The 25,526-nt window shown below is 58.5% G+C and carries 28 protein-coding genes and 1 pseudogene; 11 read left to right on the forward strand and 18 right to left on the reverse strand.

Annotated features, from left to right (window positions below; all coding sequences use genetic code 11):
* Window positions 1-249 precede the first annotated feature (249 nt).
* Both ACTG2W_RS08035 and dinB read right to left on the reverse strand, forming a co-directional pair.
* Complete coding sequence (locus tag ACTG2W_RS08035; RefSeq protein WP_440016161.1) at window positions 250-2,391, reverse strand: methyl-accepting chemotaxis protein; 2,142 nt, start codon at window positions 2,389-2,391, stop codon at window positions 250-252.
* Between the two features lie 66 nt (window positions 2,392-2,457).
* Entirely contained in the window at window positions 2,458-3,513 is a 1,056-nt protein-coding gene (dinB, locus tag ACTG2W_RS08040) for a DNA polymerase IV (protein ID WP_440016541.1), read from the reverse strand.
* Window positions 3,514-3,644: 131 nt separating this feature from the next.
* Here dinB and ACTG2W_RS08045 point away from each other — a divergent pair, with 131 nt between their 5' ends.
* A complete protein-coding gene (locus ACTG2W_RS08045) occupies window positions 3,645-3,851 on the forward strand; it encodes a hypothetical protein (RefSeq protein ID WP_040068504.1) in 207 nt (68 codons plus the stop codon).
* 111 nt (window positions 3,852-3,962) lie between these two features.
* On the opposite strand, the gene ACTG2W_RS08050 is transcribed toward ACTG2W_RS08045, so the two are convergent.
* The gene (locus ACTG2W_RS08050) at window positions 3,963-4,523 is read right to left on the reverse strand and encodes a DJ-1 family glyoxalase III (protein WP_247824065.1); all 561 of its coding nucleotides are present in this window, start codon (window positions 4,521-4,523) and stop codon (window positions 3,963-3,965) included.
* Between the two features lie 37 nt (window positions 4,524-4,560).
* Window positions 4,561-5,514: a ketopantoate reductase family protein gene (locus tag ACTG2W_RS08055; RefSeq protein WP_440016162.1), complete on the reverse strand. Its 954-nt coding sequence runs from the start codon at window positions 5,512-5,514 to the stop codon at window positions 4,561-4,563.
* A gap of 200 nt (window positions 5,515-5,714) precedes the next feature.
* Here ACTG2W_RS08055 and ACTG2W_RS08060 point away from each other — a divergent pair, with 200 nt between their 5' ends.
* Window positions 5,715-6,197: a YajQ family cyclic di-GMP-binding protein gene (locus ACTG2W_RS08060; protein ID WP_005338634.1), complete on the forward strand. Its 483-nt coding sequence runs from the start codon at window positions 5,715-5,717 to the stop codon at window positions 6,195-6,197.
* 107 nt (window positions 6,198-6,304) lie between these two features.
* Here the strand turns inward: ACTG2W_RS08060 and ACTG2W_RS08065 are convergent, their stop codons facing one another.
* The 5 genes from ACTG2W_RS08065 to ACTG2W_RS08085 form a co-directional block, all read right to left on the reverse strand.
* On the reverse strand, window positions 6,305-7,153 hold the full coding sequence (locus ACTG2W_RS08065) for a nucleoside-specific channel-forming Tsx family protein (RefSeq protein WP_111899935.1): 849 nt from the start codon (window positions 7,151-7,153) through the stop codon (window positions 6,305-6,307).
* 156 nt (window positions 7,154-7,309) lie between these two features.
* Window positions 7,310-8,689 carry an AmpG family muropeptide MFS transporter gene (locus tag ACTG2W_RS08070; RefSeq protein WP_335827177.1) on the reverse strand — a complete coding sequence of 460 codons (1,380 nt, stop codon included), beginning with the start codon at window positions 8,687-8,689 and terminating at the stop codon, window positions 7,310-7,312.
* 173 nt (window positions 8,690-8,862) lie between these two features.
* Window positions 8,863-9,450, reverse strand: coding sequence for a peptidylprolyl isomerase (locus ACTG2W_RS08075; protein ID WP_042053243.1), 588 nt, complete (start codon window positions 9,448-9,450; stop codon window positions 8,863-8,865).
* A gap of 2 nt (window positions 9,451-9,452) precedes the next feature.
* On the reverse strand, window positions 9,453-10,037 hold the full coding sequence (locus tag ACTG2W_RS08080) for a YajG family lipoprotein (protein WP_005349692.1): 585 nt from the start codon (window positions 10,035-10,037) through the stop codon (window positions 9,453-9,455).
* A gap of 17 nt (window positions 10,038-10,054) precedes the next feature.
* Window positions 10,055-11,188, reverse strand: a complete 1,134-nt coding sequence (locus tag ACTG2W_RS08085; RefSeq protein ID WP_429189585.1) for a methyltransferase — start codon at window positions 11,186-11,188, stop codon at window positions 10,055-10,057.
* A gap of 204 nt (window positions 11,189-11,392) precedes the next feature.
* Between ACTG2W_RS08085 and ACTG2W_RS08090 the strand changes: the two genes are divergently transcribed.
* The 9 genes from ACTG2W_RS08090 to nqrM all read left to right on the forward strand — a co-directional run bounded on the left by ACTG2W_RS08090 (window position 11,393) and on the right by nqrM (window position 19,252).
* Complete coding sequence (locus ACTG2W_RS08090) at window positions 11,393-11,707, forward strand: BolA family protein (RefSeq protein WP_440016163.1); 315 nt, start codon at window positions 11,393-11,395, stop codon at window positions 11,705-11,707.
* Between the two features lie 434 nt (window positions 11,708-12,141).
* A complete protein-coding gene (locus tag ACTG2W_RS08095; RefSeq protein ID WP_005349684.1) occupies window positions 12,142-13,485 on the forward strand; it encodes a Na(+)-translocating NADH-quinone reductase subunit A in 1,344 nt (447 codons plus the stop codon).
* A gap of 3 nt (window positions 13,486-13,488) precedes the next feature.
* A complete protein-coding gene (locus tag ACTG2W_RS08100) occupies window positions 13,489-14,718 on the forward strand; it encodes an NADH:ubiquinone reductase (Na(+)-transporting) subunit B (protein WP_005338642.1) in 1,230 nt (409 codons plus the stop codon).
* Window positions 14,708-15,496, forward strand: coding sequence for a Na(+)-translocating NADH-quinone reductase subunit C (locus tag ACTG2W_RS08105; RefSeq protein WP_005358609.1), 789 nt, complete (start codon window positions 14,708-14,710; stop codon window positions 15,494-15,496). The genes ACTG2W_RS08100 and ACTG2W_RS08105 overlap by 11 nt, the downstream gene beginning before the upstream one ends.
* Window positions 15,489-16,121, forward strand: coding sequence for an NADH:ubiquinone reductase (Na(+)-transporting) subunit D (locus ACTG2W_RS08110; RefSeq protein ID WP_005338644.1), 633 nt, complete (start codon window positions 15,489-15,491; stop codon window positions 16,119-16,121). Before ACTG2W_RS08105 ends, ACTG2W_RS08110 begins: the two co-directional genes overlap by 8 nt.
* A gap of 3 nt (window positions 16,122-16,124) precedes the next feature.
* Window positions 16,125-16,721, forward strand: coding sequence for an NADH:ubiquinone reductase (Na(+)-transporting) subunit E (gene nqrE, locus ACTG2W_RS08115; RefSeq protein ID WP_005338645.1), 597 nt, complete (start codon window positions 16,125-16,127; stop codon window positions 16,719-16,721).
* Between the two features lie 32 nt (window positions 16,722-16,753).
* The gene (nqrF, locus tag ACTG2W_RS08120) at window positions 16,754-17,977 is read left to right on the forward strand and encodes an NADH:ubiquinone reductase (Na(+)-transporting) subunit F (protein WP_005338656.1); all 1,224 of its coding nucleotides are present in this window, start codon (window positions 16,754-16,756) and stop codon (window positions 17,975-17,977) included.
* A 3-nt stretch (window positions 17,978-17,980) separates the two neighbouring features.
* Window positions 17,981-19,018 (forward strand): FAD:protein FMN transferase, encoded by a 1,038-nt coding sequence (locus ACTG2W_RS08125; RefSeq protein WP_106842349.1) that lies wholly within the window; start codon window positions 17,981-17,983, stop codon window positions 19,016-19,018.
* Window positions 19,019-19,027: 9 nt separating this feature from the next.
* Window positions 19,028-19,252 (forward strand): (Na+)-NQR maturation NqrM, encoded by a 225-nt coding sequence (gene nqrM, locus ACTG2W_RS08130; protein ID WP_005338668.1) that lies wholly within the window; start codon window positions 19,028-19,030, stop codon window positions 19,250-19,252.
* A 73-nt stretch (window positions 19,253-19,325) separates the two neighbouring features.
* On the opposite strand, the gene ACTG2W_RS08135 is transcribed toward nqrM, so the two are convergent.
* From ACTG2W_RS08135 to ACTG2W_RS08175, 9 genes and pseudogenes are all read right to left on the reverse strand, one after another.
* Window positions 19,326-19,865: a DUF3833 domain-containing protein gene (locus ACTG2W_RS08135; RefSeq protein WP_106842348.1), complete on the reverse strand. Its 540-nt coding sequence runs from the start codon at window positions 19,863-19,865 to the stop codon at window positions 19,326-19,328.
* A gap of 14 nt (window positions 19,866-19,879) precedes the next feature.
* Window positions 19,880-20,422, reverse strand: coding sequence for a chalcone isomerase family protein (locus ACTG2W_RS08140; RefSeq protein ID WP_181281548.1), 543 nt, complete (start codon window positions 20,420-20,422; stop codon window positions 19,880-19,882).
* Window positions 20,379-20,600 (reverse strand): TIGR02450 family Trp-rich protein, encoded by a 222-nt coding sequence (locus tag ACTG2W_RS08145; protein ID WP_005338671.1) that lies wholly within the window; start codon window positions 20,598-20,600, stop codon window positions 20,379-20,381. Before ACTG2W_RS08145 ends, ACTG2W_RS08140 begins: the two co-directional genes overlap by 44 nt.
* Window positions 20,597-21,073, reverse strand: a complete 477-nt coding sequence (locus ACTG2W_RS08150; protein ID WP_421308327.1) for a DUF2878 domain-containing protein — start codon at window positions 21,071-21,073, stop codon at window positions 20,597-20,599. The genes ACTG2W_RS08145 and ACTG2W_RS08150 overlap by 4 nt, the downstream gene beginning before the upstream one ends.
* Window positions 21,074-21,075: 2 nt before the next feature.
* Window positions 21,076-22,331: pseudogene (locus ACTG2W_RS08155) on the reverse strand (class I SAM-dependent methyltransferase).
* Entirely contained in the window at window positions 22,331-23,113 is a 783-nt protein-coding gene (locus tag ACTG2W_RS08160) for a DUF1365 domain-containing protein (protein ID WP_167564708.1), read from the reverse strand. The pseudogene ACTG2W_RS08155 and the gene ACTG2W_RS08160 overlap by 1 nt, the downstream one beginning before the upstream one ends.
* Window positions 23,110-24,369 (reverse strand): NAD(P)/FAD-dependent oxidoreductase, encoded by a 1,260-nt coding sequence (locus tag ACTG2W_RS08165; protein ID WP_440016164.1) that lies wholly within the window; start codon window positions 24,367-24,369, stop codon window positions 23,110-23,112. The genes ACTG2W_RS08160 and ACTG2W_RS08165 overlap by 4 nt, the downstream gene beginning before the upstream one ends.
* Window positions 24,366-25,100, reverse strand: a complete 735-nt coding sequence (locus tag ACTG2W_RS08170) for an SDR family NAD(P)-dependent oxidoreductase (protein ID WP_335836942.1) — start codon at window positions 25,098-25,100, stop codon at window positions 24,366-24,368. Before ACTG2W_RS08170 ends, ACTG2W_RS08165 begins: the two co-directional genes overlap by 4 nt.
* Window positions 25,097-25,525 carry a nuclear transport factor 2 family protein gene (locus tag ACTG2W_RS08175; RefSeq protein WP_429030060.1) on the reverse strand — a complete coding sequence of 143 codons (429 nt, stop codon included), beginning with the start codon at window positions 25,523-25,525 and terminating at the stop codon, window positions 25,097-25,099. The genes ACTG2W_RS08170 and ACTG2W_RS08175 overlap by 4 nt, the downstream gene beginning before the upstream one ends.
* Between the last annotated feature and the right edge of the window lies 1 nt (window position 25,526).

Consider the following 25,526-nt stretch of genomic DNA (forward strand, 5'->3'; position numbering starts at 1 on the left):
ATTATAATTTGTCGGTTGCGGGTCGACCAGTGAATAAACATAATTCGCCCAGCAATCAGTCGTCATATGGCTCACATTTTCTACTACGTGTTGGTTTACATGTGTTTTTAGTGAGTCTTTCGACTGCGATTGTGGTGTTGTGTTTCTTCCTCTGCGGGAAGAGGGGCTCAAATCTCACCGGTTTGACCCAGTCTGTCATCTGAATGTGTTTGGCGCCTCCTGCTGGATGGCGCCTTTTTTTCATCCCTTCTATACCTTGAACTGCCCCACCAGCTGCTGCTGCTTGTCCGCCAGCGCAGAGAGCTCGCGACCATTTTCGGCGGAGGTCGCCGCCTCGGCCCGAATGGTGTGACTCACATCGCGAATGTTGCTGACGTTGCGGTTGATCTCGTCCGCCACCCGGCTCTGCTCCTGTGCCGCCCGGGCAATCTGCTCGTTCATCTGATGGATGGTGGAGACCGACTGGATAATCTGCTCCAGCACCTGCACCGAGAGATCCACCTTGGCAAGCGTCTCGTCAGCCTGTCCATGACCATCGCGGATCGCCTTGACCACGGCGCCGGTACCGGATTGCAGTTGGCTGATCAGGGTCTGGATCTCGACGATGGCATTCTGGGTGCGACCCGCCAGATTACGCACCTCATCAGCCACCACGGCAAAGCCACGGCCCTGCTCACCGGCCCGCGCCGCTTCAATAGCTGCATTCAGCGCCAGCAAGTTGGTCTGCTCGGCAATCCCCTGGATCACGATAAGGATGTCATTGATGTTGTCGCTGTTGGCGGAGAGTCGCTCCACCACCGGCTGGGCATCGTTGATGATGGTCATCAGCTTGCGCATCGCCTCCTGGGTGTCAGCAACGACATATTTGCCCTCTTGCGCTGCAGCGTCAGTGGTGTTGGCAGCCGCCACCGCCGAGCCGGCATTACCGGAGACCTGCAACGCCGTGGCGCTCAGCTCTTCAAATGCCGTCGCCACCAGATCGATCTCCTGATACTGGGCCTGCATGCCGCTGCTGGTGCGCTCGGCCACTTGCGCGGCTCGCTCGGCACTGTTGCGCGTACCGGAGACGGTATCAATCACCTGACTGATGGTGGATTGCAACTTGTTGAGGAAGCTGTTGAACCACTTGGCCAGCTCGCCGATCTCGTCTTGCCGCTGGATCTCGATACGCTGGGTCAAATCCCCCTCACCGCTGGCGATATCCTTGAGGCGGGCAACCACAGCGCGGATGGGCGCCACGATCTGGCGCGCCATCAACCAGATAAAACTCAGGGCCACCAGCGAGATCAGCACCCCGATTGACAGCTGCGAGACCACGCTGCGATTGGCTTCACTGACCAACTCATCTTGCAGTTGCTGGGCCGAAGCCAGTACTACGGCACGTGGCAATTCGATGTAGATGCCCCATTTACGGTCGGTGCCACGCATGGATACCGGGACAAAGGTCTGCAACAGGGCGCCGTCGCTGCTCCAGCGAGTCAACTCCTGACCCTGACTGAGCCAGCCTTTCAGCTCGCTGGCCAGCCCCTGATACTTCTGATCCAGCCCGCGCCCCATGGTCACATCGAACTCATCGGCTCCCGCCACGCGCCCCTCGTGACTGACCAGCAATATTCTGCCCTTGCCCTCATAGAGCTCCTTGTCCATGGTACTGACCAGACTCTGCAAAGTGGCCAGCGAGATATCAACCCCGACCATCCCCAGCAAGGTCTCCTGCTCCAGCAGCGGGACCGTCACCGAGGTCATCAATATCTGTTTATCGCCCACATCGTCCAGATAGGGCTCCAGCAGGCAGAGGGAACGGGTGCGAATACTGCAGCGATACCACTCGTTTTCGATTCCACCAGCCTCGGTCGGGCTCTCATCGGCCAGTACATCCTCATTCTGCACTTCCGGCTCTATCTTGCCGTTGTCGTATGCCCAGTAACTGGAAAAACGCCCCTTGTCGTTGGAACCCAGTGCCGTGGAGCCCTGATAGTTGCTGTCTTCCCCATCAAGCTGGTCAGGCTCGAACACCGCATAGACACCAAGCAGATTGGTCGATGAGGCAACGGCATCATGCAGTTGCTGATTGACGGCGCTGCGCAGCGCCTCCGAATGGACAAAGTTCTCGGCCGCATTCTTGCGCTGGAACAACACGCTCTCCGCCAGCAAGCTGGCCCGGAAATAGGCTTCATCGAGATAGCTGGTCACCTTGGCCGCCTGCTCCGAGCCCATCGCCTTCATCCAGTTTTCGGCAGACTGCTGCGCCTCATGCATGGTGGCTTGCCGCACCTGCTGTTGCATCTTGTTCGCGTTATAAATCGAAGAGGCAACCAGAGCGGCGGCTGTCACCAACAGACAGCAACCGGCGATCAGGGTAATCCGACCCTGGACAGAAAGAGCGCTCATGCCAATATTCCTACGTCATACAGATATGGATAGATTATCGACTTTATAAACAAAAACTTAACTCTCTCACAGCAAATCCAGCGAGAGTTGATTAACTTCACCCTCTTTTGGCAAACCCACCACCAAGCCCAGCAGGCGAACCGAACGCCCTTGCGCCCGCTGTAACCCCTCTTTGAGCAGGGGAACGAACAAGGCTGGCTGATAGCCACCCTGACTGCGATAGACTGTGGTCTGGTGGAAATCGGCAAACTTGAGCTTAATTCCCTGCCCCATCACCTGCTCGGCAGGGCACGCCAGCTGAAATCGCCGCTCAAGCTCCGGCAGCAGTTGCTGCAATACCGTCAAACAGGCGGCTTCGTCACAAACATCGCTCGCCAGGGTGGTCTCCACCCCGATGGTTTTGCGGATCCGGTGCGCCTGCACCGGCTGTTCATCCAGCCCCCAGATCCGGGTCGTCAACATCTCCCCCAGCTTGCCAAAACGACTGCACAGCTCTTGTGCCGACAAGGCCCGCGCATCCTCACAGGTGTAGAGCCCCTGCGCCTCCAGCCGCTCGGCGGTCTTGCGCCCCACCCCGGGCAGTTTGCCGAGGGGCAACTGGCAGACAAATTCGGCCACTTCGTCGGGACGAATGACAAACAGACCATCGGGTTTGCGCTGCTCCGAGGCGAGCTTGGCGAGAAACTTGTTGGGGGCCACTCCGGCCGAGGCGGTCAACCCCAGTTCGGAGACGATGGCTTGCCGGATCTCTTGCGCCATCAGGGTAGCGCTGCCGCCACAGCAGCGGCTGTGGGTCACGTCTAGGTAAGCCTCATCCAGCGACAGCGGTTCAACCTGATCGGTATAGCGCAGGAAAATTGCTCTGAGCTGACGGGAGATATCCTTGTACACCGCCACTCGCCCGGGGATCAGTACCAACGGCGGGCAGAGTTTTTTCGCCAGCGCGCTCGGCATGGCGGAGCGCACCCCGAACCGGCGCGCCACATAGTTGCAGGTCGAGATGACACCACGCCGCTCGGAGGACCCACCGATGGCAAGCGGCACCTCCCGCAAGGCCGGATTGTCCCGCATCTCCACCGCGGCAAAAAAGCAGTCCATGTCGATATGGATGATCTTGCGCATACCACTGTATAAATAAACAGACATGGCATCATCTTACCCCAAGGATAATCGCAGCTCTATCTCTCTCGTTGCGGCTAAAATAGTAGACTCCAAGGAGACCTTTACTACCACAATGACAAGGAGAGTTCGGGATGAAATATCTTTGGCTGGGACTCTGTTTGCTGCCGTTGACCGGCATCGGCAAGAACAACCCGACGGCAGAGTGCCGCTGGCTGTACGACCGGATTGAGATACTGGAACAGGCCATCAAGAAAGGGGACAAGCTCGGCACAGAGCAAGAGTTGTCACGCTGGAAAACTGAGTACAACAAAAAACAGTGCTCACAGTACGACTACTGAGCCGGACAAGATGGCGTGACCGACAACGGCAGATAACAAACGGGCCCCGATCAAGATGATCGAGGCCCGTTTTTCAAAGCATGACCAGCTTGATTCTGCAGCAGAGTGCGCTCAAGGCAGCACCATAGGGCCAGCGACAGTGGCCGCCACTTCATCCCCACGCAGCACCCGGACCAGTTCAAGCGCAAACTCGATGGCGCTGCCCGGCCCCTGACTGGTGATAAGGCGATGAGCCTCATCTCTGACTACCCGCTCATGTGACAGCTGCGATGTCGGTAGTCGGGGGTGAAAGCCGGGATGACAGGTGACGATGGCATCACCCAGCAGACAGTGATGCTGCAACACCACCACAGGGGCGGCGCAGATGGCAGCACGCCAGCGACCAAGAGCGGCCTGCTCTTTGAGCAGATCGATGGCCAGCGGGGCATCGCGGATCACTTCGCTGCCGGGCAGCCCACCGGGTACCACGATGGCTTCAAAGTCCCGACGGGTTAGCTCGTCGATATGACAATCGGCCACCAGCTGCACCCCGCGCGATGCCTTCACCTGCCGAGACCCGGCAGGGCAGCAAGAGGCCAGCACCACCTCGATGCTGGCGCGCACCAGGGTATCGACAATCGCGACCGTCTCTATCTCTTCCGACCCGGGGGCCACCAGCACCAGTACACTCACGTTCGCCTCCTTGCAGCTTGCTCTGCCATGTAAAAGATCAGACGGCCTGACTCTTCTCTTTAATCGCCTGATAGAGACCCTGATTGACCGGTACGGCAATGCCATGCCGGACAGCCTTGGCCAACAGGAAGCCGGTGATGGCCTCAATCTCGGTCTCGCGTCCCAGCTCCATATCCTGATGCATGGAGGAGTAATTGTCAGCGGTCAGTTCCACCACTGTCATCACCCGGCGTTGCAACTCCTCTGCCGTGGTTGCAACTCCTTCGGCACACATCACATCCGCTACTTCCACGCAGATCTGCTGCAGGGCATCGGCAAAACGGGGGCCAGCCAGCTCGCCATTTTTCAGCTTGTAGAGGGCCGTCAGGGGATTGATGGCACAGTTGATGGCCAGCTTTTGCCACTGGCGCGTCAATACCTGATCATCCCAACCAGCCTGGCCCAGTGCCAGCGCCAGCTCGTCCGCGAGCGCGGCATGGGCCTTGGCGGCATCGTTGATCGGGCCAAGCCAGGTTTCCCCCTTGCCAGTATGACGGAAGACAAAATGGCCGCACTGCATGGCGCCATGGCTGGTGACACCGGCAATCACCGGATTGTGCGGGAACATCTCGACCACCTGCTCGGCAATGCCCATCCCGTTGTGCAGCAGCACGATCGGAACGCCGGCATCCAGCTTACCCACCAGTGGCGTCAGTGCGGCAATCACCTGACTGGCCTTGGTCATCACCAGCAGACGCTGGATCTTGCCGGGTTTGCTGACAAACCCGCGCTCGATATTGAGCAGCTGGACATGCCCCTCCAGCGAGGTGAAATCGATCCCCGGATGGAGCGTGGACTTATGATGTTCGCGCAACAAGACACGGGTGGATTGACCACTCTGGGTCAGCAGGGAGGCAAAAACGCCGCCGAGGGCGCCACAACCCAACAGTGACCACTTCGGAGTAACGGGTGGAATAACGGGCTGTCGGGAATTTTTTAATCCGCTTGGCATGGTGTGACTCTGTCAGGGTAAGGGTTGCAATCCTCTCAACCTGTTACCGGGGATAAGTGAAGATGTCGCTGGTGGACACTAACGGGTCCACCCGTCCTGTGCGCAGGGGATTCTAGCAGAGCAACCCCATCAAAATCAGCAAATTTGCCCGTTTTCTGGTAGATTTGCCCCCCGATAACGCAACATGAGGAGCTTTGGCTATGCCGTCATTCGATATTGTCTCTGAAGTCAAAATGAACGAGGTGTTGAACGCAGTCGACAACGCCAATCGTGAACTGGCCACCCGTTTCGATTTTCGTGGGGTAGAAGCCAGCTTCGAGTTGAACAAGGAAGAGGTAAAGCTGGAAGCCGATGCTGATTTCCAGCTCAAGCAGATGGTCGAAATCCTGCGCGGTGCCCTGCTCAAGCGCAACATCGAAAACAGCTCCATGGAAGTAGGTGACTCCGTTCACTCCGGCAAACGCTTCCACCTGACCGTAAAATTCAAGCAGGGGATCGAGAAAGAGATCGCCAAGAAGCTGGTCAAGCTGATCAAGGACTCCAAGATCAAGGTACAGGTCGCCATCCAAGGTGATGAAGTACGTGTCACCGGCAAGAAGCGTGACGATCTGCAAGAGACCATGGCACTGGTCCGTGGCGCCGAACTGGGTCAACCGATGCAGTTCCAGAACTTCCGCGACTGATTTATCCACTCAGCCGTGGCGCACTTGATGACTCGCGCCACGCAATCTAAATCGCGGCCATAAAAAAACCGGAGCAGATGCTCCGGTTTTTTGTACCCCAAGTTTTATTAGAACTTGTAGGTAACAGAGAAGTAGTGGCTGAAGCCGGTGCTCTTCCAAGGCGTCGCACCAGGGAAGGAACCAGTGGAACCATCTTTAGTACCGTAAGCATCCATAAAGTACTTCAGACCATAACCAACGGCATAACGATCGGAGTGCCAGTAGATACCGTGGAAAGTGGCCAGGTTATCGCTGGTACGGTCAGCACGATCGTGAGTATCCAGATCGAATTGATAATCCAGATAACCTTGGTAGGAGACAAAGCTGCCATTACCGAAGGTGTAGAAAGGCTTGAACCAGTTCATAGAGAACTGATAACCGTTCCAGTCGCCTTCTTCTTCAGCAAAGAACTGGTTCTCTGTGGAATAACGGGCATACAGGTTCATACCGACCTTGCCAAACCAAGGAACCATCACATCGGCACCCAGACCAATCTGATTTTCCATCTGCTTGTCGCCGACGTTGTTCAGGTTGGCAATGTAGAGCTCTTGCACAGGACCAAAGGAGAGATCTTTACCGGTCAGAGCATCCAGAGACATGCGTGGGGCAAACTTCATGAACAGGTTCTGACCATGGTGTTTGTTGCTGTGGCGGGAGTCGAAAATATCGAATACGTCGACATAGCCGTACAGATCAAACAGGCCGGAGCGACCACCGAATTCCATTTCAAAATAGGTATCGTTGTAGTCCTCTTCACTGGTAGTGAAAGGGCGCTGGTCGATGGTGTGCATTACGTTGAACTGCATCCACTTGTAGTCATTCTTGTGGATATCACCGCTGTAGTCAGCAGCGAAGGCCGGGGTAGCGGCAGCAGCCAGCAGACCGGCAGCGATCAGAGTCTTGGTAAATTTGGCCATTTTATTGGTCTCTTGTGCGTTAGTTGAGGTTTTCCGTAGCCTGCCCACAAGGAGCGAGAGGGATTCTAATCAAATAAAATTGGGGGTGAAACAACTTCTCGGGAACTTTATCCGGAAGTGTGAATCTAATCACCCCCGATTCTACGCAAACGCTTGCTATTTGTCAGCCGTTGAGAGCAATTCACTCCCTTTTCTGGCGACAAGCACAATCAACAACAACACCGGCAAGCCCAATAAACTGGTTCCGACAAAGAAAGCACTGTAGCCAATCAGCTCCACAACCTGCCCGGAAAAACCGGCGAGCAACTTGGGTAGCAGCAACATTACCGAGCTGAACAGGGCGTACTGAGTGGCCGAAAATGCCACATTGGTCAGGCTGGAGAGATAGGTCACGAAGGCCGCGGTCGCGATACCGGCACTGAGGTTATCCAGCGAGATGATCAGGGTCAGCAGTTCCAGGTTGTGACCAACCTGATTGAGCAGGGCAAACAGCAAGTTGGTGCTGGCAGTGAGCAGCGCCCCCAAGAACAGGATGCGCAGCGTACCGAAGCGCATCACCAGCACGCCCCCCAGCGCCGCTCCCACTAACGTCATGATGACGCCAAACACCTTGGTAATAGTCGCAACCTCGGTCTTGCTGAACTGCATATCCACATAGAAGCTGTTGGACATCACCCCCATCACCACATCGGCAACCCGATAGCAGGCGATCAGGGCCAGGATCAGCAGCGCCGAGCTGCCATAGCGACGAAAGAAGTCGGCAAACGGACACCAGACCGCCTCATAGCCCCAGGCCCCCGCACTCGCCAGCAGCGCAGGCCACCCTTTTTCCAGGAGCTGCGCCTTGCGTTCGGCCTGTTGTTTGCCCTGCTCGGCCAGATCGATTTCCGGCTCGTGGCAAAACAGCGTGGTGATGACCCCGAGTGACATCAGACCCGCCATCACCAGATAGGTAATCTGCCAGCCACGATAGTCATAGCCGCTGTTGCTGCCAAACCACGCTGCCAGTGCCAGCGCACCGGCGCCCGCCATGATCATCGCCAGCCGGTAGCCGGTCATGTAAGAAGCAGCCATCGCCGCCTGTAGCCGCTCGGGGGCGGATTCGATGCGATAGGCATCGATAACGATATCCTGCGTGGCCGAGGCAAAGGCCACCAGCAGGGCAAACATCGCCAGCTGGGCCAGCTCGGTCTTGGGATCGCAGAACGCCATGCCTACCAGCGCGGCGGCAATCAGCAGCTGGGAGAAGAACATCCAGCTACGGCGACGCCCCAGCAGCGTGGAGAGCAACGGCAGCGGCATGCGATCCACCAGCGGCGACCACAGCCATTTAAAGCCATAGGCGAGCGCCACCCAGCTCATATAGCCGATATCGGTCAGGCTGACATCGGCCTCGCGCAACCAGAATGAGAGGGTACCGAACACCAGCAGCAGCGGCAGACCCGATGAAAAACCCATGGCAAAGAGAATAAACACCCGAAATTCGAGATAGACGGCGAGGGACTCTCTCCAGCTTGGTTTGCGGATCATGTTCAACTACCTGACGACTTTGGAAAAGTGCGTCATTTTGGCAGGTTGATGGCAGATAGCCAAGGCGAGCAAAGAGATAGGCAAAAGAAGTCCGGATAGAGAAAAGGCCCATCCTGAACGGGATGAGCCTTGTATTGTGGCCTGACGAGGGCGAGGTGACGAACCGCGTCCGGCGAGAGTTACTTGCCCGCTTTCTTGTCGACTTTCTTGTCTGCCGGAGTTTCTGCCAGCAAGACCACCTTCTTCAGAATGATGGGACTGGTCGGCACATCGTTGGCGCGCAGAATGGGGCTGTAACCGGTCTGTACCTGAGCCAGTTTGTCCAGCACCTCCATCCCCTGAACCACCTGACCGAACACGGTATAACCCGCAGAGCCACCGGCGTTGAGGTTATTGTTGTCGACCAGATTGAAGTAGAACTGGCGAGTAGCGCTGTCGACCGCCTGGGTGCGAGCCATGGCGATGGAGCCACGCTTGTTGGGCAGACCGCCACGCGACTCGTTGACCACAGGCTCATAAGTCGGCAACTGCTGGAACTGCTGGTTGTAACCCCCACCCTGCACCACGAAATCCTGGATCACCCGGTGGAAGATACTGCCGTCATAGCTGCCATCAGCCACGTAGCGCAGGAAGTTCTTCACCGTCTGGGGCGCCTGCTTGGACGCCAACTCCACCACGATATTGCCGTGGTTGGTCTCCATTCTGACTTTCGGGCCCGCGAACGCCAGCGGGGCGATCAGCATGGCCAGCAACCAGAGTTTTTTCATCATCAGACCCCTGCACCGTTCGGTTGACCTTTCAGGTAACCGCGCAGCGCATCATCCGCCATGATCTGCTGCAGCACGCTACCCAGTTGCAGGTTCAGTGTAGACTCCAGGTCGGCCATGCTTGGCTCGCTCGGGCTCTCCTTGCTGGAGGACATGTTGAACTGCTTGGTCAGACGGTTGCCCTGGAAATCGGCTATCACCTGCAGGCTGACGCGGGATTTGGTGACATAGGTAAAGGTCTTCTCTTCCACATTGACTGCGGCGTTGGAGATCACCAGCGTCAGGTTGGTGGTGCCACTGTTGCCCACTTCCAGACCCTGGCTGCGCAGCCCTTCGGCCAGCCGCTCGGCCATCAGCAGGTTGAGCGGACGCTCGCTGTTGACCAGCACGGGCGCTTTCTCTTTATGTTTGATGGAGAAGACGTAGGCAGCCTCACGCTTGTCCACCCCTTCCATGGTGATGCGATTGCCAGAGTAGTATTGCTGGTTGGCGGGGATCACCTGCGGATTGAGCAGCGCTGTCTCCGGCCAATGAGTGGCACACCCGCCCAGCATCAGGGCGGCCAGCAGCAAGAGTGACTTTTTCATCATGGTTTCCTTTGGCTTTAGCGTTTGATGGCTTTCAAAATAACGAATTTGCTGTTCGACGCAACGACTTGTGCGTTGGCAAACAAGCGCTTGAGTTTGTTGTGATAGTCCAGATGACGGTTGCCTACTATCCAGAGTTCCCCCCCCTGAGGCAACACCCGGTGCGCATCGCTGAACATCTGCCAGGCGATATGATCGGTGATCGCCTGCAGCTGATGGAAAGGAGGGTTGCAGAGGATCCGATCCGCCGAGCCGACCGCCACCCCGTCGAGACAGTTATTGACCATAAAGCGGGCGCGCGGCAGTGCATCGGGCAGATTGTGCTCGACGTTGAGCTGTGCCGAGGCGACTGCCATATAGGATTCATCGATAAAAGTCACATCCACCTCGCTGTCTTTGGCGAGCAGCGACAGACCCAGCACCCCGTTGCCACAGCCCAGATCGATCACCTTGCGGGCACTGTGGATGGGCAGGTTGTCCAGCATAAAGCGGGCACCGATATCGAGACTGGTGCGCGAGAAGACGTTGGCATGGTTGTGGATGAGCATGCCACTCCCCTCCAGCGGCCAGACAGTCGGGAAGGGGTTGGCCAGCGCGGGACGTTCTGCCTGCGGCTCGCAGTGAATGAGGCGCGCCTTCTTCCAGGCCAGCGAGGTACGGGTAGGCCCCAGATACTTCTCGAATAACTTGAGGGTGGAGGTATGAATATCCTTCGCCTTGCCGGCAGCGATAACGCGGGTTGCCGGTGTCACCACCTCCCGCAGCGCTAGCAGTTGCTGCTCCAGCAGTGCCTGATATTTGGAGACCTTGATCACCACCAGCGCAGGGGCATCGGGCAGCGGCGCCAGCGCATCCTGCAAGCGAACCCCGCCTGCATCCAGTCCGTTTTCGGCCAGATTGGCCTGGGTCGCCCGCTCACTGATGTAGGAGTCGGTGACGCAGCAGGGGGAGTACGGATGCAGATAGGCAGCCAGCGCGCCAAAACCGTCATTCATGATGATGACGGGGCCCGCCTGCTCGAGGGGAGACTCCGCCAGGGTGTTGATCAGGTATTCGTCAGCCGCATCCCAGGCTTGCAGGGTCTCCTGACTCTGGCGCGGATAGCGGTAGAGCGTGAGCTGGCAATGGGGAGTGTCGAGAAGGGTTTGCATAGGAAGAGTCCAACCTCGGCTTGATTCGTGTATACAGGCGCCAGGGGCGACGCAAAGTGGCGCTATTCTAGCGAGGAGCAGGAATTTCACCAGTTCGATGCGCATCAAGGGGGCAACTGACGGGTGATTTCCCTCTTATGGGGGCTTATTCCATCCCGCGACTGCCGATAGAATGGCCCAACATTCACTCTGGAAGCCGATCCGATGACCATCCAACAACTGATTGAAGCCAAGCTGACCGCAGCCCTCTCCCCCTCCGTGCTGGAGGTGATCAACGAGAGCCACATGCACCGTGTGGAACCGGGATCTGAGAGCCACTTCAAGGTGGTGATCGTCAGCGAGCAATTTGCAGGGCAGCGGCTGCTGGCCCGTCATCGTCAGGTCAATGCCGTACTGGCCGACGAGCTGGCCGGTGCCATTCATGCACTGGCGCTGCATACCTACACAGAGAGCGAGTGGCAGGAAAAAGGCCACGCCCCGCGCACCCCGAGCTGCGTTGGCAAACCGTCACTCTCCTGAAACCGGTTGTACCACAGGATTTCCCTCGAGAACCTGCCAACAAAAATTAAACAAATTTCCCCCATTGGCCCCGAAAAGGCTACATCCAAGGGGGTATATTTCGGCATCAAGGCTTTTTGCTCATAGTGGAGACAACGGCAAATACCCCCATCGAGGTATCGAAATAAAAAAACCTTTAAAACCACTACTTACAAGGTGTCGGGGGCTTATTCATTGCAGGTTAATTTTGTGATGGCACGGGGATTTTGCCCATTTGGCATGGCAGAAAATGCACCTTAAGTGGTAAACTCAAGCGCTTTTGAGTGAGCCTGCATGTTGAATAATTGTTGAGCCTGCCCACCTGGCGCAACCACAACATCGACTCATTCAACCACCCGTCGTGATGTATTTCTCGGCGCTAACCAACCTCTCCCGTAACGGTAGTGCAAGTAAGTATGATTACAATCAAAAGAGGACTGGACATCCCCGTGCTGGGTGCGCCAGAGCAAGTAATCTACGATGGCCCCGCCATCACCCGTGTTGCGACACTGGGCGAGGAGTTTGTGGGGATGCGACCTACTATGTTCGTCAAAGTAGGTGATCGCGTCATCAAAGGTCAGGATCTTTTTGAAGACAAGAAGAATCCGGGCGTTAAATTCACAGCTCCTGCCACCGGTGTGGTTTCAGAGATCAACCGTGGTGCCAAACGTGTTCTCCAGTCTGTGGTCATCGACCTCGACGGTTCCGATGAACAGGTGACGTTTGAGCATTTTGCCTCTGCCGAGCTGGCCAAGCTCGAGCGCAGCAAGGTGCAAGAGATCCTGGTCGCATCAGGTCAGTGGACTGCGTTGCGTACCCGTCCGTTCAGCAAAGTCCCCGCGGTAGCGTCTGCCCCGCGCGCCATCTTTGTGACTGCAATGGACACCAACCCGCTGGCAGCCGATGCCGAGCTGATTATCAAGGAACAGCCGCAGGCCTTCCTCGATGGTCTGGCCGTATTGACCCGCCTGACCGACGGCGCCGTCTACGTCTGTAAAGGCGAAGGCAGTCTGCCCCACTCTCCGCTGGCTCAGGTCAAGGAAGAGATCTTCGTTGGTCCGCACCCTGCCGGTCTGCCGGGTACCCATATCCACTTCCTGGATCCGGTCAGCAGCACCAAGGTGCAGTGGCACATCAACTATCAGGATGTGATTGCATTCGGCAAGCTGTTCACCACCGGTCAGATTTTCACTGACAAGGTGATCGCGCTGGCTGGCCCGAACGTGCTCAAGCCGCGTCTGCTACGTACCCGTCTGGGCGCCTGCATCAGCCAGCTCACCAATAATGAGCTGCGTGCCGACGAAAACCGTATCATCTCCGGTTCTATCCTGAGTGGTGCCAAAGCCGAAGGTGTTCACGACTACCTGGGCCGCTACCACAATCAGGTTTGCGTGCTGGGTGAAGGTCGCGAGAAAGAGTTCCTAGGCTGGATCAACCCCAGCGCCAACAAGTTCTCTATCACCCGTACCACCCTCTCTCATCTGATGAAGGGCAAGCTGATCAACTTCACCACCACTACCAACGGTAGTGACCGTTCCATGGTGCCTATCGGCAACTATGAGCGGGTGATGCCACTCGACATCCTGCCGACCCTGCTGCTGCGGGACATGGTCTCCGGCGATACCGACGGTGCGCAAGCACTGGGCTGCCTGGAGCTGGATGAGGAAGATTTGGCGCTCTGTACCTTTGTCTGCCCTGGCAAGACAGAGTACGGCCCGATCTTGCGTGAGTGCCTGACCAAGATTGAACTGGAAGGTTAAGCGATGAGTTTCAAGCAACTTCTTGAAAATATGGAACACCACTTCGAACCGGGTGGAAAGTACGCCAAGTACTATGCCCTGTTCGAAGCGGCGTACACCCTGTTCTACACCCCGGGTAGCGTTACCCGCAACGCCTCCCACGTTCGTGATGCGCTCGATCTGAAGCGCATGATGATCATGGTGTGGCTGGCCGTGTTCCCGGCCATGTTCTGGGGCATGTACAACGTTGGTAACCAGGCGATTGCCGCCATTGCCCACATGGGCTCGGCTGCTGGTGCCAGCAGCTGGCAATATGCCCTGGCTACCATGCTGGGCGCCTCCCTCGATCCGGCTGTAGCCGGTATCGGCAGCAAGATGCTGATTGGCGCCACCCACTTCTTCCCGATCTACATCACCGTCTTCTTTGTCGGTGGTTTCTGGGAAGTGCTGTTCGCCATGGTGCGCAAACACGAGATCAACGAAGGCTTCTTTGTGACCTCCATTCTGTTTGCCCTGATCGTGCCGCCCGAGCTGCCCCTGTGGCAAGCTGCGCTGGGTATCACCTTCGGTGTGGTGATGGCCAAAGAGGTGTTCGGTGGTACCGGCAAGAACTTCCTGAACCCGGCGCTTGCTGGCCGTGCGTTCCTGTTCTTCGCCTACCCGGGCCAGATCTCCGGTGACGCCGTGTGGGTTGCCGTTGACGGCTTCTCCGGCGCGACTGCCCTGAGCCAGTGGGCCCAAGGCGGCCAGATGGCGCTGATCAACGGTGCTACCGGCCAGGCTATCAGCTGGATGGACGCTTTCCTGGGTAACCTGCCGGGTTCCATCGGTGAAGTCTCTACCCTGATGATCCTGCTGGGTGCCGCCATGATCGTCTACATGCGCATCGCCTCCTGGCGCATCATCGCCGGCGTGATGATCGGTATGATCGCCACCTCCCTGCTGTTCAACGTCATCGGTTCCGATACCAACCCCATGTTCAACATGCCGTGGCACTGGCATCTGGTACTGGGTGGCTTCGCCTTCGGTATGGCCTTCATGGCGACCGACCCTGTCTCCGCAGCCTTTACCAACAAAGGCAAGTGGTGGTATGGCGCCCTGATCGGCGTAATGGTCGTGCTGGTTCGCGTGGTCAACCCTGCGTTCCCGGAAGGCATGATGCTGGCCATTCTGTTTGCGAACCTGTTTGCTCCCCTGTTTGACCACTTCGTCGCTCAGGCAAACATCAAGCGGAGGATTGCTCGTGGCGTTTAATAAAGATTCAACCCTCGGCACCGTCAGCGTGGTCACCGGCCTGTGTCTGGCCTGTTCCATCGTGGTATCTGTTGCCGCTGTGGGCCTGCGTTCTACCCAGCAGGAAAACAAGGCGCTGGACAAGCAGAGCAACATTCTCTCCGTAGCCGGTGTGGATGTGAGCGAAGTGGCCAAGCGCGACCTGGCCAAACTGTATGGCGAGAAGATCGAAGCGCGTCTGGTGGATCTGGCGACCGGTGACTTTGTTGACGGCGATGCCGACAACTTCGACACCAAGCAAGCAGCCAAAGATCCGGCCCGCAGCATCCGTCTCGCCGCCGCTGACGACAAGGCCAGCCTGCGTCAGATCTCCAAGCAGATCCCGGTATTCTTCGCCAAGGATGCCGAAGGCAAGATCGACAGCATCATCCTGCCCATCTACGGTCAGGGTCTGTGGTCGACCATGTATGCCTTCGTCGCCGTTGCCGCTGATGGCCAGACCATCAAGGGCATCACCTACTATGACCACGGTGAAACACCGGGTCTGGGTGGCGAGATCGAAAACCCGGCCTGGCAGGCGCTGTTCAAGGACAAGAAACTGTTCGACCAGAATGGCATGCCGGCGCTGCGCGTCATCAAGGGCCATGCTCCGGCGGGCTCCGAGCACGAGATCGATGGTCTCTCCGGTGCCACTCTGACCGGTAACGGCGTACAGCATACCTTCGACTTCTGGATGGGTCCCAAGGGCTTCGGTCCTTTCCTGGCCAAGGTTCGTGCAGGAGAAATCAACAATGGCTGACAAGAGCGAAATGAAGAAGTTGCTGTTGACGCCTGTGCTGGGCAACAACCCCATCGCCTTGCAGGTGCTGGGTGTCTGTTCTGCACTGGCGGTTACCAGCCAGATGAAAACTGCGTTTGTAATGACCCTCGCGGTCATGGCGGTCACCGCCTTCTCAAACCTGTTCATCTCCCTGATCCGCAACCAGATCCCGAACAGCGTCCGGATCATCGTGCAGATGGCGATCATCGCCTCACTGGTTATCGTGGTTGACCAGGTGCTCAAGGCGTACGCCTATGACATCTCCAAGCAACTGTCGGTCTTCGTGGGTCTGATCATCACCAACTGTATCGTAATGGGCCGCGCCGAAGCGTATGCCATGAAGAGTGCCCCGCTGCCCTCCTTCCTGGATGGTATCGGCAACGGTCTGGGCTATGGCGCCATTCTGCTGAGCGTCGCGACTGTGCGTGAACTGCTGGGCTCCGGCACCTGGTTCGGCATCGAGCTGCTGCCGCTGGTGAACAACGGTGGCTGGTATGTGCCCAACGGCCTGCTGCTGCTGCCGCCGAGTGCATTCTTCATCATTGGTCTGATCATTTGGGGCGTACGCACCAAGGATCCCAAGCAGGTGGAGGCGAAGGATTAAGGTATGGAACACTATCTGAGTCTGTTGATTAAATCGATCTTCATCGAAAACCTGGCACTCTCCTTCTTCCTGGGGATGTGTACCTTTCTGGCGGTGTCCAAGAAGGTAAAGACCTCCATGGGTCTGGGTATTGCCGTTATTGTGGTGCAGACCATCGCGGTTCCTGCCAACAACCTGATCTACAACTACGTGCTTAAAGATGGCGCTCTGGTATCCGGCCTGGATCTGAGCTTCCTGAGCTTCATCACCTTCATCGGTGTGATTGCAGCACTGGTACAGATCCTGGAGATGGCGCTGGACAAGTACTTCCCGGCACTCTACAACGCGCTGGGTATCTTCCTGCCGCTCATCACCGTGAACTGCGCCATCTTCGGTGGCGTCTCCTTCATGGTGCAGCGTGACTACAACTTCATGGAGTCTGTGGTCTACGGTGTGGGTTCAGGGGCAGGCTGGATGCTGGCGATCGTTGCGCTGGCTGGTATCCGCGAGAAGATGAAGTATTCCGATGTTCCGGAAGGCCTGCGCGGTCTGGGCATCACCTTCATCACCGCCGGTCTGATGGCGCTGGGCTTCATGTCCTTCTCTGGTATCTCCCTGTAATCGGCTTTCCTGCAATCAGAAAGGAACGATAGATGGAAATTATTTTGGGTGTGGTCATGTTTACCGTGATCCTGCTGGCACTGGTGGCAGTCATTCTGTTCGCCAAGTCCAAGCTGGTGACCGCGGGCGACGTGACAATCAGCATCAATGGTGACCCGGCCAAGGCTGTGACCAGCCCGGCCGGTGGCAAGCTGCTCGGCGTGCTGGCTGGCAGCGGTATCTTCGTCTCCTCCGCCTGTGGCGGCGGTGGCTCCTGCGGCCAGTGCAAGGTACGGGTGAAATCCGGTGGCGGCGACATTCTGCCGACCGAACTGGATCACATCAGCAAGGGCGAAGCCCGTCATGGCGAGCGTCTGGCCTGTCAGGTTACCGTTCGCTCCGACATGGATATCGAACTGCCGGAAGAGATCTTCGGGGTGAAGAAGTGGGAATGTACTGTTATCTCCAACGATAACAAGGCCACCTTCATCAAGGAGCTCAAGCTGCAGATCCCCGATGGCGAGAGCGTGCCGTTCCGCGCCGGTGGTTATATCCAGATTGAAGCCCCGGCTCACCACGTGCACTACAAGAACTTCGATATTCCCGAGGAGTATCGCGGTGACTGGGATCGCTTCAAGATTTTTGAGCTGGAGTCCAAGGTCGATGAGCCAATCATCCGTGCCTACTCCATGGCCAACTATCCGGAAGAGTTCGGCATCATCATGCTGAACGTGCGTATCGCGACCCCGCCCCCGAGCAACTGGACTGCCCCTCCGGGACAGATGTCCTCCTACATCTTCAGCCTGAAGGCTGGCGACAAGGTGACTATCTCCGGTCCGTTCGGTGAGTTCTTCGCCAAAGACACCGATGCCGAAATGGTATTCATCGGTGGTGGTGCAGGTATGGCGCCGATGCGTTCCCATATCTTCGACCAGCTGCGTCGCCTGAAGTCCAAGCGCAAGATGAGCTTCTGGTACGGTGCCCGTTCCAAGCGCGAAATGTTCTATGTCGAAGACTTTGACATGCTCGCCGCCGAGAACGAGAACTTCACCTGGAACGTCGCGCTGTCTGATCCGCAACCGGAAGACAACTGGGACGGCTACACCGGCTTCATCCACAACGTGCTCTACGAGAACTATCTCAAGAACCACGAAGCACCGGAAGATTGCGAGTTCTACATGTGTGGACCTCCGGTGATGAACGCTGCCGTCATCAACATGCTCAAAGATTTGGGCGTTGAAGACGAAAACATCCTGTTGGATGACTTTGGTGGTTAATCCATGCACAGTGTTGTAAAGACCTGGCTAGCCTTCGGGCTAGCCTTTTTCTTGACTGGGTGCGGTCAGGAGACGGTCCAATCCAAACCGGAGATCCACATCACCGGTAGCACCATGGGCACTTACTACTCCATCAAGGTGGCGGACAGCGCCATCAGCGATCCGGCCAAGCTTCAAGCTGAGGTGGATGTCTTGCTGGAGCGGGTCAACGATCAGATGTCGACCTATCGCCCCGATTCCGAACTGTCGCGCTTCAACCAGAGCCGTGACAACAAACCGGTAGTGGTCTCCCGCGATACCGCACGGGTCGTCACAGAGGCCATTCACATTGGCCGTGAGAGCCAGGGGGCGCTGGACGTCACCGTTGGCCCCTTGGTCAATCTGTGGGGCTTTGGCCCGGACAAGAAGCCGACCAAGGTCCCTTCCGACGAGCTGATCACCCAGACTCGCCAGAAGACCGGTCTGGGCAACCTGCACGTCATCACCTCGGTGGATGCCGACACCCTGCAAAAAGACATTCCGGATCTCTACGTTGATCTCTCCGCCATCGCCAAGGGTTTTGGTGTGGACAAGGTAGCCGAGTATCTGGAGTCACTGGGTGCACGCAACTATCTGGTGGAGATTGGCGGCGAGCTGCGGATCAATGGCGTCAACGGCAAGGGTCACCCCTGGCGCGTGGCCATCGAGAAGCCCACCGCAGGCACCGGCACGGTGCAAGAGGTGATCGTGCCCGGTGACAACGGGGTGGCCACCTCCGGCGATTACCGCAACTACTATGAACTGGATGGTCAGCGCTTCTCCCACACCATAGATCCGCGCAGCGGCAAGCCGATCCAGCACCGTCTGGTGTCGGTCACCGTGATCCACCCCTCCTGCATGACCGCAGACGGGTTGGCCACCGTGTTTATGGTGATGGGGACCGAGAAAAGCCTGGCCTATGCCAACGAGCGCGGCCTGGCGATCTTCGTGGTCACCAAGACGGACAACGGCTTTGAAGAGGCTTACTCCGATGCCTTCAAGCCCTATCTGGTCAAGAAGTAAGAGGTAGAGATGCAGATTTTTCTGATCACCTTCGGGGTATTCATGCTGGTGATAGCCGCCATGGCTATCGGTTACATCTTCCAGAAGAAGACCATCTCCGGCTCCTGTGGCGGTCTGGGTAGTGTCGGCATCGAGAAAGAGTGCGATTGCCCGGAACCCTGCGACAACCGCAAGAAGAAGATGGCCAAGGAAGAGGCCCGTCGCAAGATGCTGGAAGAGAACCGCATCATCTGATGACTCTGGTTTTTCGGTAAACAAAAGCGCGCCATCGGCGCGCTTTTTACTGGGCGTTATCTTGCGTTAACGGTCAGGGCTGACGTTCGATATAGAGGATCACTTCGCCAAGATGGATACCGAACTTGCTGATCTCAGCACGATTGATCAGACGATCTTCGTCCAGCAGGTACATCCAGTCATCGAAGCTCACCCGCACTACCTCGCCATCCGGCAGCGCCAGATCGAGCTGATAACGCCAGTTGAGGGCAAACCCTTCACTCTTGCCCACAGCTTCCCCGACCACATCCGATGCCGTCCCACGCCAGTGACCATCATCGCCCTTGTTCAGATACCAGGTACGGGTCTGCTGGCGGCCATCATCGAAGTAGAATTGCTCGAACAGCTCCCCCTTACCGTTCAGCCAGCGCCCCACCATCTCGACCCGAAAGCGACTGGTCACTTCGCCGCTGCGGTCGGTTACAAGGCCGTGAGCCACCAGTTTGCCGTTGAAGAAACGGGCGAGATCCCAATTTGGCCCCTGCCCCCGATAGTCATCGAGACTGGCACCACAGCCACTCAGCAGCAAAAAGGGGAGCAACAGCAACCAGCGGTATGCACGATAGAAAGGCATCAGAGACTCCATGTTCAGGGTTGGCCACGCAGGCGGCGGGTCAGGGCGGGATCGCGGCTGTTGTCAGCCAGCCAGATGGCGAGAAAAGCGGCCGAGAATTGCGGATCGGCCAGAGTCCCGAGGGACTTCTCCTGCCACCAGAAGTGGCCTGCCCCGCTCTTGTCGACATAGAAGGTGAGCTTGTCGCCAGCCTGCACATCGGGCCAGAGTGCAGCGAGCTGGCCGAGCCAGCGCTGACGTTCGGCGTCGGAGCCAAGACCGAGTCGCTGCCACTCGGCGGCAGTGGCGCTCAGCAGATCTTCCCGCTCGATGGCTCTGGCATAGGTGAGGGTCAGGGCCTGCGGATAGTGACCGGGCTGATAGCGCCCGCTCACACTGTAGAGGGTGGCATCGTAGAGCTTGAACCAGAGCCAGTTCATCTCCCCCTGCCCGACCGGGCGCAGCTGCTGCCAGGGGGCGGCAGAAGCCTGCACTGTGGTTGCAGCCAAGAGCGTAAACGCCAGCAGTAGCGGATTAATTCCACCCCATATGCCAGTGGTTGGGGTCTTCCAGTTCATGCCAATCCATCTCCTGTTCTTGCAGGGTGTTGATATCCTGCATCACCACCTGCACCAGCTGCCCCTGCGCATCCCGCTGGCAGGCAACCACCAGATAGAAGCGATCAGTCAGCTCATGCTGGCTCTCTTTGGTCCATTTGGAAAAAAGCAACGAGTCGGTCGAAAAGGTGTTTGTCATGACTCACCCTCCAGCTTGACCATTACCCACAGGAGTACGGGTAACCACCACATCCAGATCACTGCCAGCAGCGCCGTGCTGATCCAGATGCCCCAGGGTAAGTTTACCGCCCCCATGGCGGCCCCCGCCACATAGGAGGAGGCACCGCCAAATACGCCAAACAGCGCCTGCTGCCAGCGAGGCAAGCGCAGCAGCCAGCGCATACCGTGGGCCAGCGTCAGGGCAAAACCGAGCCAGAGCAGCACCAGCCAGAGGGGAAAACCGGACGGGAACCGGAACAGGCCGAGCTGCCAGAGCAGGGCATCCAGCAGACAACCGGCCACCGCGATGGGGAGCAGCCGCCAGTCACGCCGGCGGCAGGGCGAGAAGAGAAAGTGCAGCAGCAAGATTGCCAGCAGCGGGCCCGGCTGCTGCCACTTCACCGCCAGCAACCAGTAGAGGTTGAACCCCAGCAGGTGAGCCCACTGCCACATGGTCAGTGACCGCTTACTGGCAAATCACCCGACCAGCCAGCAGGCCCCGGCTTGGCGGCCTCCAACTGCACCAGACTGATGGTGCGCTCCCAGAATCCCCCCTCGCAATAGGCAAAGTAGAAGTGCCACAACCGGATGAAATCCTGGCTGTAACCGAGCTTGGGCAGCTCGGGCGCCAACGCCAGAAAACGCTCGCACCAGTGAGCCAGGGTGCGGGCATAGTGATGACCGTGATCATGCAACCGCACCAGTTGCATGTCGGTCTCCCGCGCCAGCAACCCCGCCATCTGGGAGACGCTGGGCAAGCAGCCACCGGGGAAGATGTAGCGCTGGATGAAATCGACTCCGCGCAGATATTGGGCGTGGCGCTGATCGGCGATGGTGATGGCCTGAATGAGCAGGCGGCCACCGGGCTTGAGCAGCCGTGACAACTGGCGGAAATAGTCGGGCAGGAAGGCGTGCCCCACCGCCTCGATCATTTCGATGGAGACCAGCTTGTCATAGGTGCCTTCCAGCTTGCGGTAATCCTCCAGCAGCAAGGTGATGCGATCCCCCAGCCCCTCCCGCGCAATCCACTCCTTGGCGTAGTCATGCTGGGCCCGGGAGATGGTAGTGGCGTCACCCGGCAGCCATAGTGGCGGGCGGCATAGACGGCCAGGCCGCCCCAGCCGGTACCGATCTCCAGCAGATGGTCGTCAGGCCCCAGCGCCAGTCGCTCGCAGATAGTGCGCAGCTTGGCCTGCTGCCCCTCTTCGAGAGTGGCCTCGGCGCTCGGATAGATGGCGCTAGAGTACTGCATATGGCTGTCGAGAAAACCCTGATAGAGGGTATTGCCGAGATCGTAGTGGGCGGCGATGTTGGAGCGCGAACCGGTCAGAGTATTGCGGTTGAGCCAGTGGCGCACCTTGTTGAACGGGAAGCTGAACCAGCCAAGGCGCCGCTCAAGGGAGTCGAGCAGGGTCAGATTGCGGGCCAGCAGCCGCACCAGCGCCACCGGATCCGGGCTGGTCCAGAGCCCCTCCACCCAGGTTTCCCCGGCGGCAATGCTGCCCCCCAGCAACAGGCGACGATAGAAGGCAGGATCTTGCACCACCAGTTCGGCATGCAGATCGGTACCCGCGACGCCAAAGCTGTGGCGCTCACCGCCATCCCGCAGCAGCAGCTGGCCATGTTCGAGGCGACCCAGCAGATTGAGCAGCAGTTGTCTTGCCCCCTTGTCGATGAAAGAGGCAGAGAGGGTTGATTGAGCAAGTTCCATTAGCGGCTCTCCGGATGGGTAAAAATCGGGGTTCGTTTTATAAATAGACGCAGTGCCTGCCAGTAGATCCCGAGCAGCACCTTCATGGTCATCCAGGGCCAGCGAGCCAGCAGGGCCACCAGCCCCTTGCGTGACAAGGGTTCGCGAGTGAGCGCCAGGGTGGCGTCAAACAGCTTGGCTTCACCGGATACGGGATGACTCTCGATATGGATCAGAGTCTCCTGCGCGGGCGGCCTGATCCGCCAGTGGTAACGCATCGCCAGCCCCATAAAGGGGGATACGTGAAAATCCTTGTCATGGGGTGCCAGCGCCGCCAAATCCAGCAGGTAGTAATGACGCTCGTTCCAGGGGGTGTTCGACACCTCTGCCAGCAGATAGCGCGCCTCGCCCTGCCGGTAGCAGAAGTAGAAGTTGACCGGGCTGAAGTAGAACCCCAGACAGCGCACATTGCCGAGCAGCAGTACCCGCCCCTCGGGGTCGGCATCACCACCCAGCTCGCTCACCTTCTGCCACACCGCCTGCTTGAGGCTTCCCTCACTCCCCTTGAGATAGTCATGGCGGTGAAACGAAAGCAGCCCCGAGCGCTCCACACCGAACCAGCGCCCCTGATCGAGCTGCGGCAGCTCGTCGAGATCCAGTCCCAGCATAAAAAGGCTGTAGGAGAAGGCGTGAGCCCGCGGTGCAAAACGGCGGTGGCGCACCGAGCCCTGCCAGATGGCGCTGGTGATGCCAGCCAGTTCGTCTGTACGCTCATGTTCGGTGGCCACGGTGGCGCCGTTCATAGCTCGGCTCCGAAGCGCCTGGCGACATCCAGCGCGCTGCGTACCCCATCCTCATGGAAGCCGTTGTACCAGTAGGCACCACAGAAGTGGGTGTGCTGCTGGCCGCAGATCTCCGCGCGCCGCTGCTGGGCGGCGATGGAGGCCTGATTGAACACCGGATGGTGGTAGACGAAGCGGCGCAATACCTTGCTCTCATCCACCTTGCCCTTGGGATTGAGGCTGACGCAGAAGGGCTCCGGCGAGTTCACCCCCTGCAAGATGTTCATGTTGTAGCTCACCAGCGGCCGTGCCTCGTCATTGCCATCGAGCTGATAGTTCCAGCTGGCCCATGCCTTGCGGCGGGTGGGCAGGCAGCGCGCATCGGTATGGAGCCAGACATCGTTGGCCTGATAGGGCATGTCGCCGAGGATGGCCTGCTCCCGCTCGCCGGGATCCGCCAGCAGCGCCAGCGCCTGATCGCTGTGACAGGCGAAGATCACCTCGTCAAACCGCTCCTCGCCGTAACTGCTCTGGATCACCACGCCATCCGCATCCCGCCGTACGCTCTGCACCGGACAGGCGAGGCGGATCTGCGTCTGCCAACCCGCGGTAAGGGGGCCGATATATTCCCGCGAGCCGCCCGGAATCACGTACCACTGGGGGCGATTGGCCACATCCAGCAGGCCATGGTTGGCAAAAAAGCGTAGGAAGAAGCCAAGGGGAAAGGCGCGCATATCGGCCAGGGTCGATGACCAGATCGCCGCTCCCATCGGCAAGATGTAGTGGCGGGCGAAGTAGTCGCTAAACTCCCCCGCCAGCAAAAAATCCCCCAGAGTCAGCTCGGGGCCAGCCCCCTGATGCTGACCATCCGCCAGCCAGGCCCGCGCCTCCCGGTTGAAACGCAGGATCTCGGCAACGAAGCCGTAGAAGCGCGGGCTCAACAAATTGCTGCGCTGGGCAAACAGGGTGTCGAGGTTGTGGCCGTTATACTCCAGCCCCTCCGGGCTCTTCACCGAGAAGCTCATCTCGGCCGGTTGGCGCGCCATGCCGATCCGCGCCAGCAACTTCAAGAAGTTGGGGTAGGTGCGATCGTTGAAGACGATAAAGCCGGTGTCGATGGCATAGCTGCGGCCAGCCTGATTCACATCGACGGTCGCTGTGTGGCCGCCCAGGGTCGGCGCCGCCTCGAACAGGGTGATGTCATGGAGTTTGTGGAGCAGAAAACCGGCGGTGAGCCCCGAGATCCCTGAACCGACGATGGCGATCTTTTTCTTCATGAATGGCTTCCTTTCGATACGAGTGCGCGGCCAAGGCGCAGCCAGAGCCCCACCGGCAGCGCACCAAGCAGGCGCAGCAACCAGATGAAACGGCGGGGAAAGTGGATCTGGTGACGACCAGCGGTCAGCCCGTCCATGATGGCGCGAGAGGCATGCTCCACCGTCACCAGACAGGGCATGGGAAAATCATTTTTGGCGGTGAGCGGCGTCTGGACAAAGCCGGGGCGGATCAGGGTCACCCCGATCCCTTTGCTGGCCAGATCGAGGCGCAAGGTATCCGCCAGATAGTCGAGGGCAGCCTTGGAGGCGCCATAGGCCTCGGCCCGAGGCAGCGGCAGCCAGCTCACCGACGAGCTAACGATGGCCAGCCGTGACCCAGCCCCGAGCAACGGCAAGAAGGCGGCCAGCGCATGGCCGGTGGCGGTCAAATTGGTCTCAATCACTCGGGCAAACAGCGCGCTGTCAAACCCCTCCGCCACATCCATGTACTCGCAGTTGCCTGCGTTGAGGATCAGCAGATCGAGGGATGGCAGCGTAGCAGCCACCCCGCTCATTGCGGCCAGATCCCGGGCATCGAACTGCAGCGGCGTCACGCCATCCAGCCCCAGCGCCTGCAGCCGTTCGCCATCGCGGCCACAACCCCACACCTGCCAGCCGGCGCGCCGGTAATCCAGCGCCAACTGGCGACCTATGCCGGAGGTCGCGCCTGTGATAAGCACTCGGCCGCTCATGCGCCAAGCCTCATCTTGATGGTGCGAACCACTGGCCCGAGCAACGGCAACTGCTCGTAGAGCATGGCGCCCAGGTCAAAATAGTCCCTGTGCTGGCACACCTTGCCCGCCTCGTCGAATTCGAGGCGGGTGGCCCCCTCCACCGTCACCGGCTCACCACCACGCAATCTGGGGTGAGAGAAGGTCATGGTCCAGCCGAGCCAGGCCTGCTGCCCTTGCAGCTGCTGACTAGTGATGACGAAACGGCAGTAGGCGAGGCGCTGATAGAGGGCGGCAAAATAGTCGCCAAGGGCCGCCAGCCCCTCGATACGGTGGGCCGGATCGGTAAAGACCACCTGTTCGGCATAGACCTCGGGCAAGCGGTGCAACTGCTGTTTGTCCAGTTGCTGATAGAGGCCAATAAAGCGGGCCAGCGGCTCGTTCATC

The sequence above is a fragment of the Aeromonas sp. 96A genome (assembly GCF_051919165.1).
GTDB classification, from domain to species: domain Bacteria; phylum Pseudomonadota; class Gammaproteobacteria; order Enterobacterales; family Aeromonadaceae; genus Aeromonas; species Aeromonas veronii.

What these genes read in the sequence shown, in the direction of transcription:
- ACTG2W_RS08035 (WP_440016161.1), bottom strand. Translation starts at nt 2,391, where the DNA reads ATGAGCGCTCTTTCTGTCCAGGGTCGGATTACCCTGATCGCCGGTTGC.
- dinB (WP_440016541.1), bottom strand. Translation starts at nt 3,513, where the DNA reads ATGCGCAAGATCATCCATATCGACATGGACTGCTTTTTTGCCGCGGTG.
- ACTG2W_RS08045 (WP_040068504.1), top strand. Translation starts at nt 3,645, where the DNA reads ATGAAATATCTTTGGCTGGGACTCTGTTTGCTGCCGTTGACCGGCATC.
- ACTG2W_RS08055 (WP_440016162.1), bottom strand. Translation starts at nt 5,514, where the DNA reads ATGCCAAGCGGATTAAAAAATTCCCGACAGCCCGTTATTCCACCCGTT.
- ACTG2W_RS08060 (WP_005338634.1), top strand. Translation starts at nt 5,715, where the DNA reads ATGCCGTCATTCGATATTGTCTCTGAAGTCAAAATGAACGAGGTGTTG.
- ACTG2W_RS08065 (WP_111899935.1), bottom strand. Translation starts at nt 7,153, where the DNA reads ATGGCCAAATTTACCAAGACTCTGATCGCTGCCGGTCTGCTGGCTGCT.
- ACTG2W_RS08075 (WP_042053243.1), bottom strand. Translation starts at nt 9,450, where the DNA reads ATGAAAAAACTCTGGTTGCTGGCCATGCTGATCGCCCCGCTGGCGTTC.
- ACTG2W_RS08080 (WP_005349692.1), bottom strand. Translation starts at nt 10,037, where the DNA reads ATGAAAAAGTCACTCTTGCTGCTGGCCGCCCTGATGCTGGGCGGGTGT.
- ACTG2W_RS08085 (WP_429189585.1), bottom strand. Translation starts at nt 11,188, where the DNA reads ATGCAAACCCTTCTCGACACTCCCCATTGCCAGCTCACGCTCTACCGC.
- ACTG2W_RS08090 (WP_440016163.1), top strand. Translation starts at nt 11,393, where the DNA reads ATGACCATCCAACAACTGATTGAAGCCAAGCTGACCGCAGCCCTCTCC.
- ACTG2W_RS08095 (WP_005349684.1), top strand. Translation starts at nt 12,142, where the DNA reads ATGATTACAATCAAAAGAGGACTGGACATCCCCGTGCTGGGTGCGCCA.
- ACTG2W_RS08100 (WP_005338642.1), top strand. Translation starts at nt 13,489, where the DNA reads ATGAGTTTCAAGCAACTTCTTGAAAATATGGAACACCACTTCGAACCG.
- ACTG2W_RS08110 (WP_005338644.1), top strand. Translation starts at nt 15,489, where the DNA reads ATGGCTGACAAGAGCGAAATGAAGAAGTTGCTGTTGACGCCTGTGCTG.
- nqrE (WP_005338645.1), top strand. Translation starts at nt 16,125, where the DNA reads ATGGAACACTATCTGAGTCTGTTGATTAAATCGATCTTCATCGAAAAC.
- nqrF (WP_005338656.1), top strand. Translation starts at nt 16,754, where the DNA reads ATGGAAATTATTTTGGGTGTGGTCATGTTTACCGTGATCCTGCTGGCA.
- ACTG2W_RS08125 (WP_106842349.1), top strand. Translation starts at nt 17,981, where the DNA reads ATGCACAGTGTTGTAAAGACCTGGCTAGCCTTCGGGCTAGCCTTTTTC.
- nqrM (WP_005338668.1), top strand. Translation starts at nt 19,028, where the DNA reads ATGCAGATTTTTCTGATCACCTTCGGGGTATTCATGCTGGTGATAGCC.
- ACTG2W_RS08135 (WP_106842348.1), bottom strand. Translation starts at nt 19,865, where the DNA reads ATGCCTTTCTATCGTGCATACCGCTGGTTGCTGTTGCTCCCCTTTTTG.
- ACTG2W_RS08140 (WP_181281548.1), bottom strand. Translation starts at nt 20,422, where the DNA reads ATGAACTGGAAGACCCCAACCACTGGCATATGGGGTGGAATTAATCCG.
- ACTG2W_RS08145 (WP_005338671.1), bottom strand. Translation starts at nt 20,600, where the DNA reads ATGACAAACACCTTTTCGACCGACTCGTTGCTTTTTTCCAAATGGACC.
- ACTG2W_RS08150 (WP_421308327.1), bottom strand. Translation starts at nt 21,073, where the DNA reads ATGTGGCAGTGGGCTCACCTGCTGGGGTTCAACCTCTACTGGTTGCTG.
- ACTG2W_RS08160 (WP_167564708.1), bottom strand. Translation starts at nt 23,113, where the DNA reads ATGAACGGCGCCACCGTGGCCACCGAACATGAGCGTACAGACGAACTG.
- ACTG2W_RS08165 (WP_440016164.1), bottom strand. Translation starts at nt 24,369, where the DNA reads ATGAAGAAAAAGATCGCCATCGTCGGTTCAGGGATCTCGGGGCTCACC.
- ACTG2W_RS08170 (WP_335836942.1), bottom strand. Translation starts at nt 25,100, where the DNA reads ATGAGCGGCCGAGTGCTTATCACAGGCGCGACCTCCGGCATAGGTCGC.
- ACTG2W_RS08175 (WP_429030060.1), bottom strand. Translation starts at nt 25,525, where the DNA reads ATGAACGAGCCGCTGGCCCGCTTTATTGGCCTCTATCAGCAACTGGAC.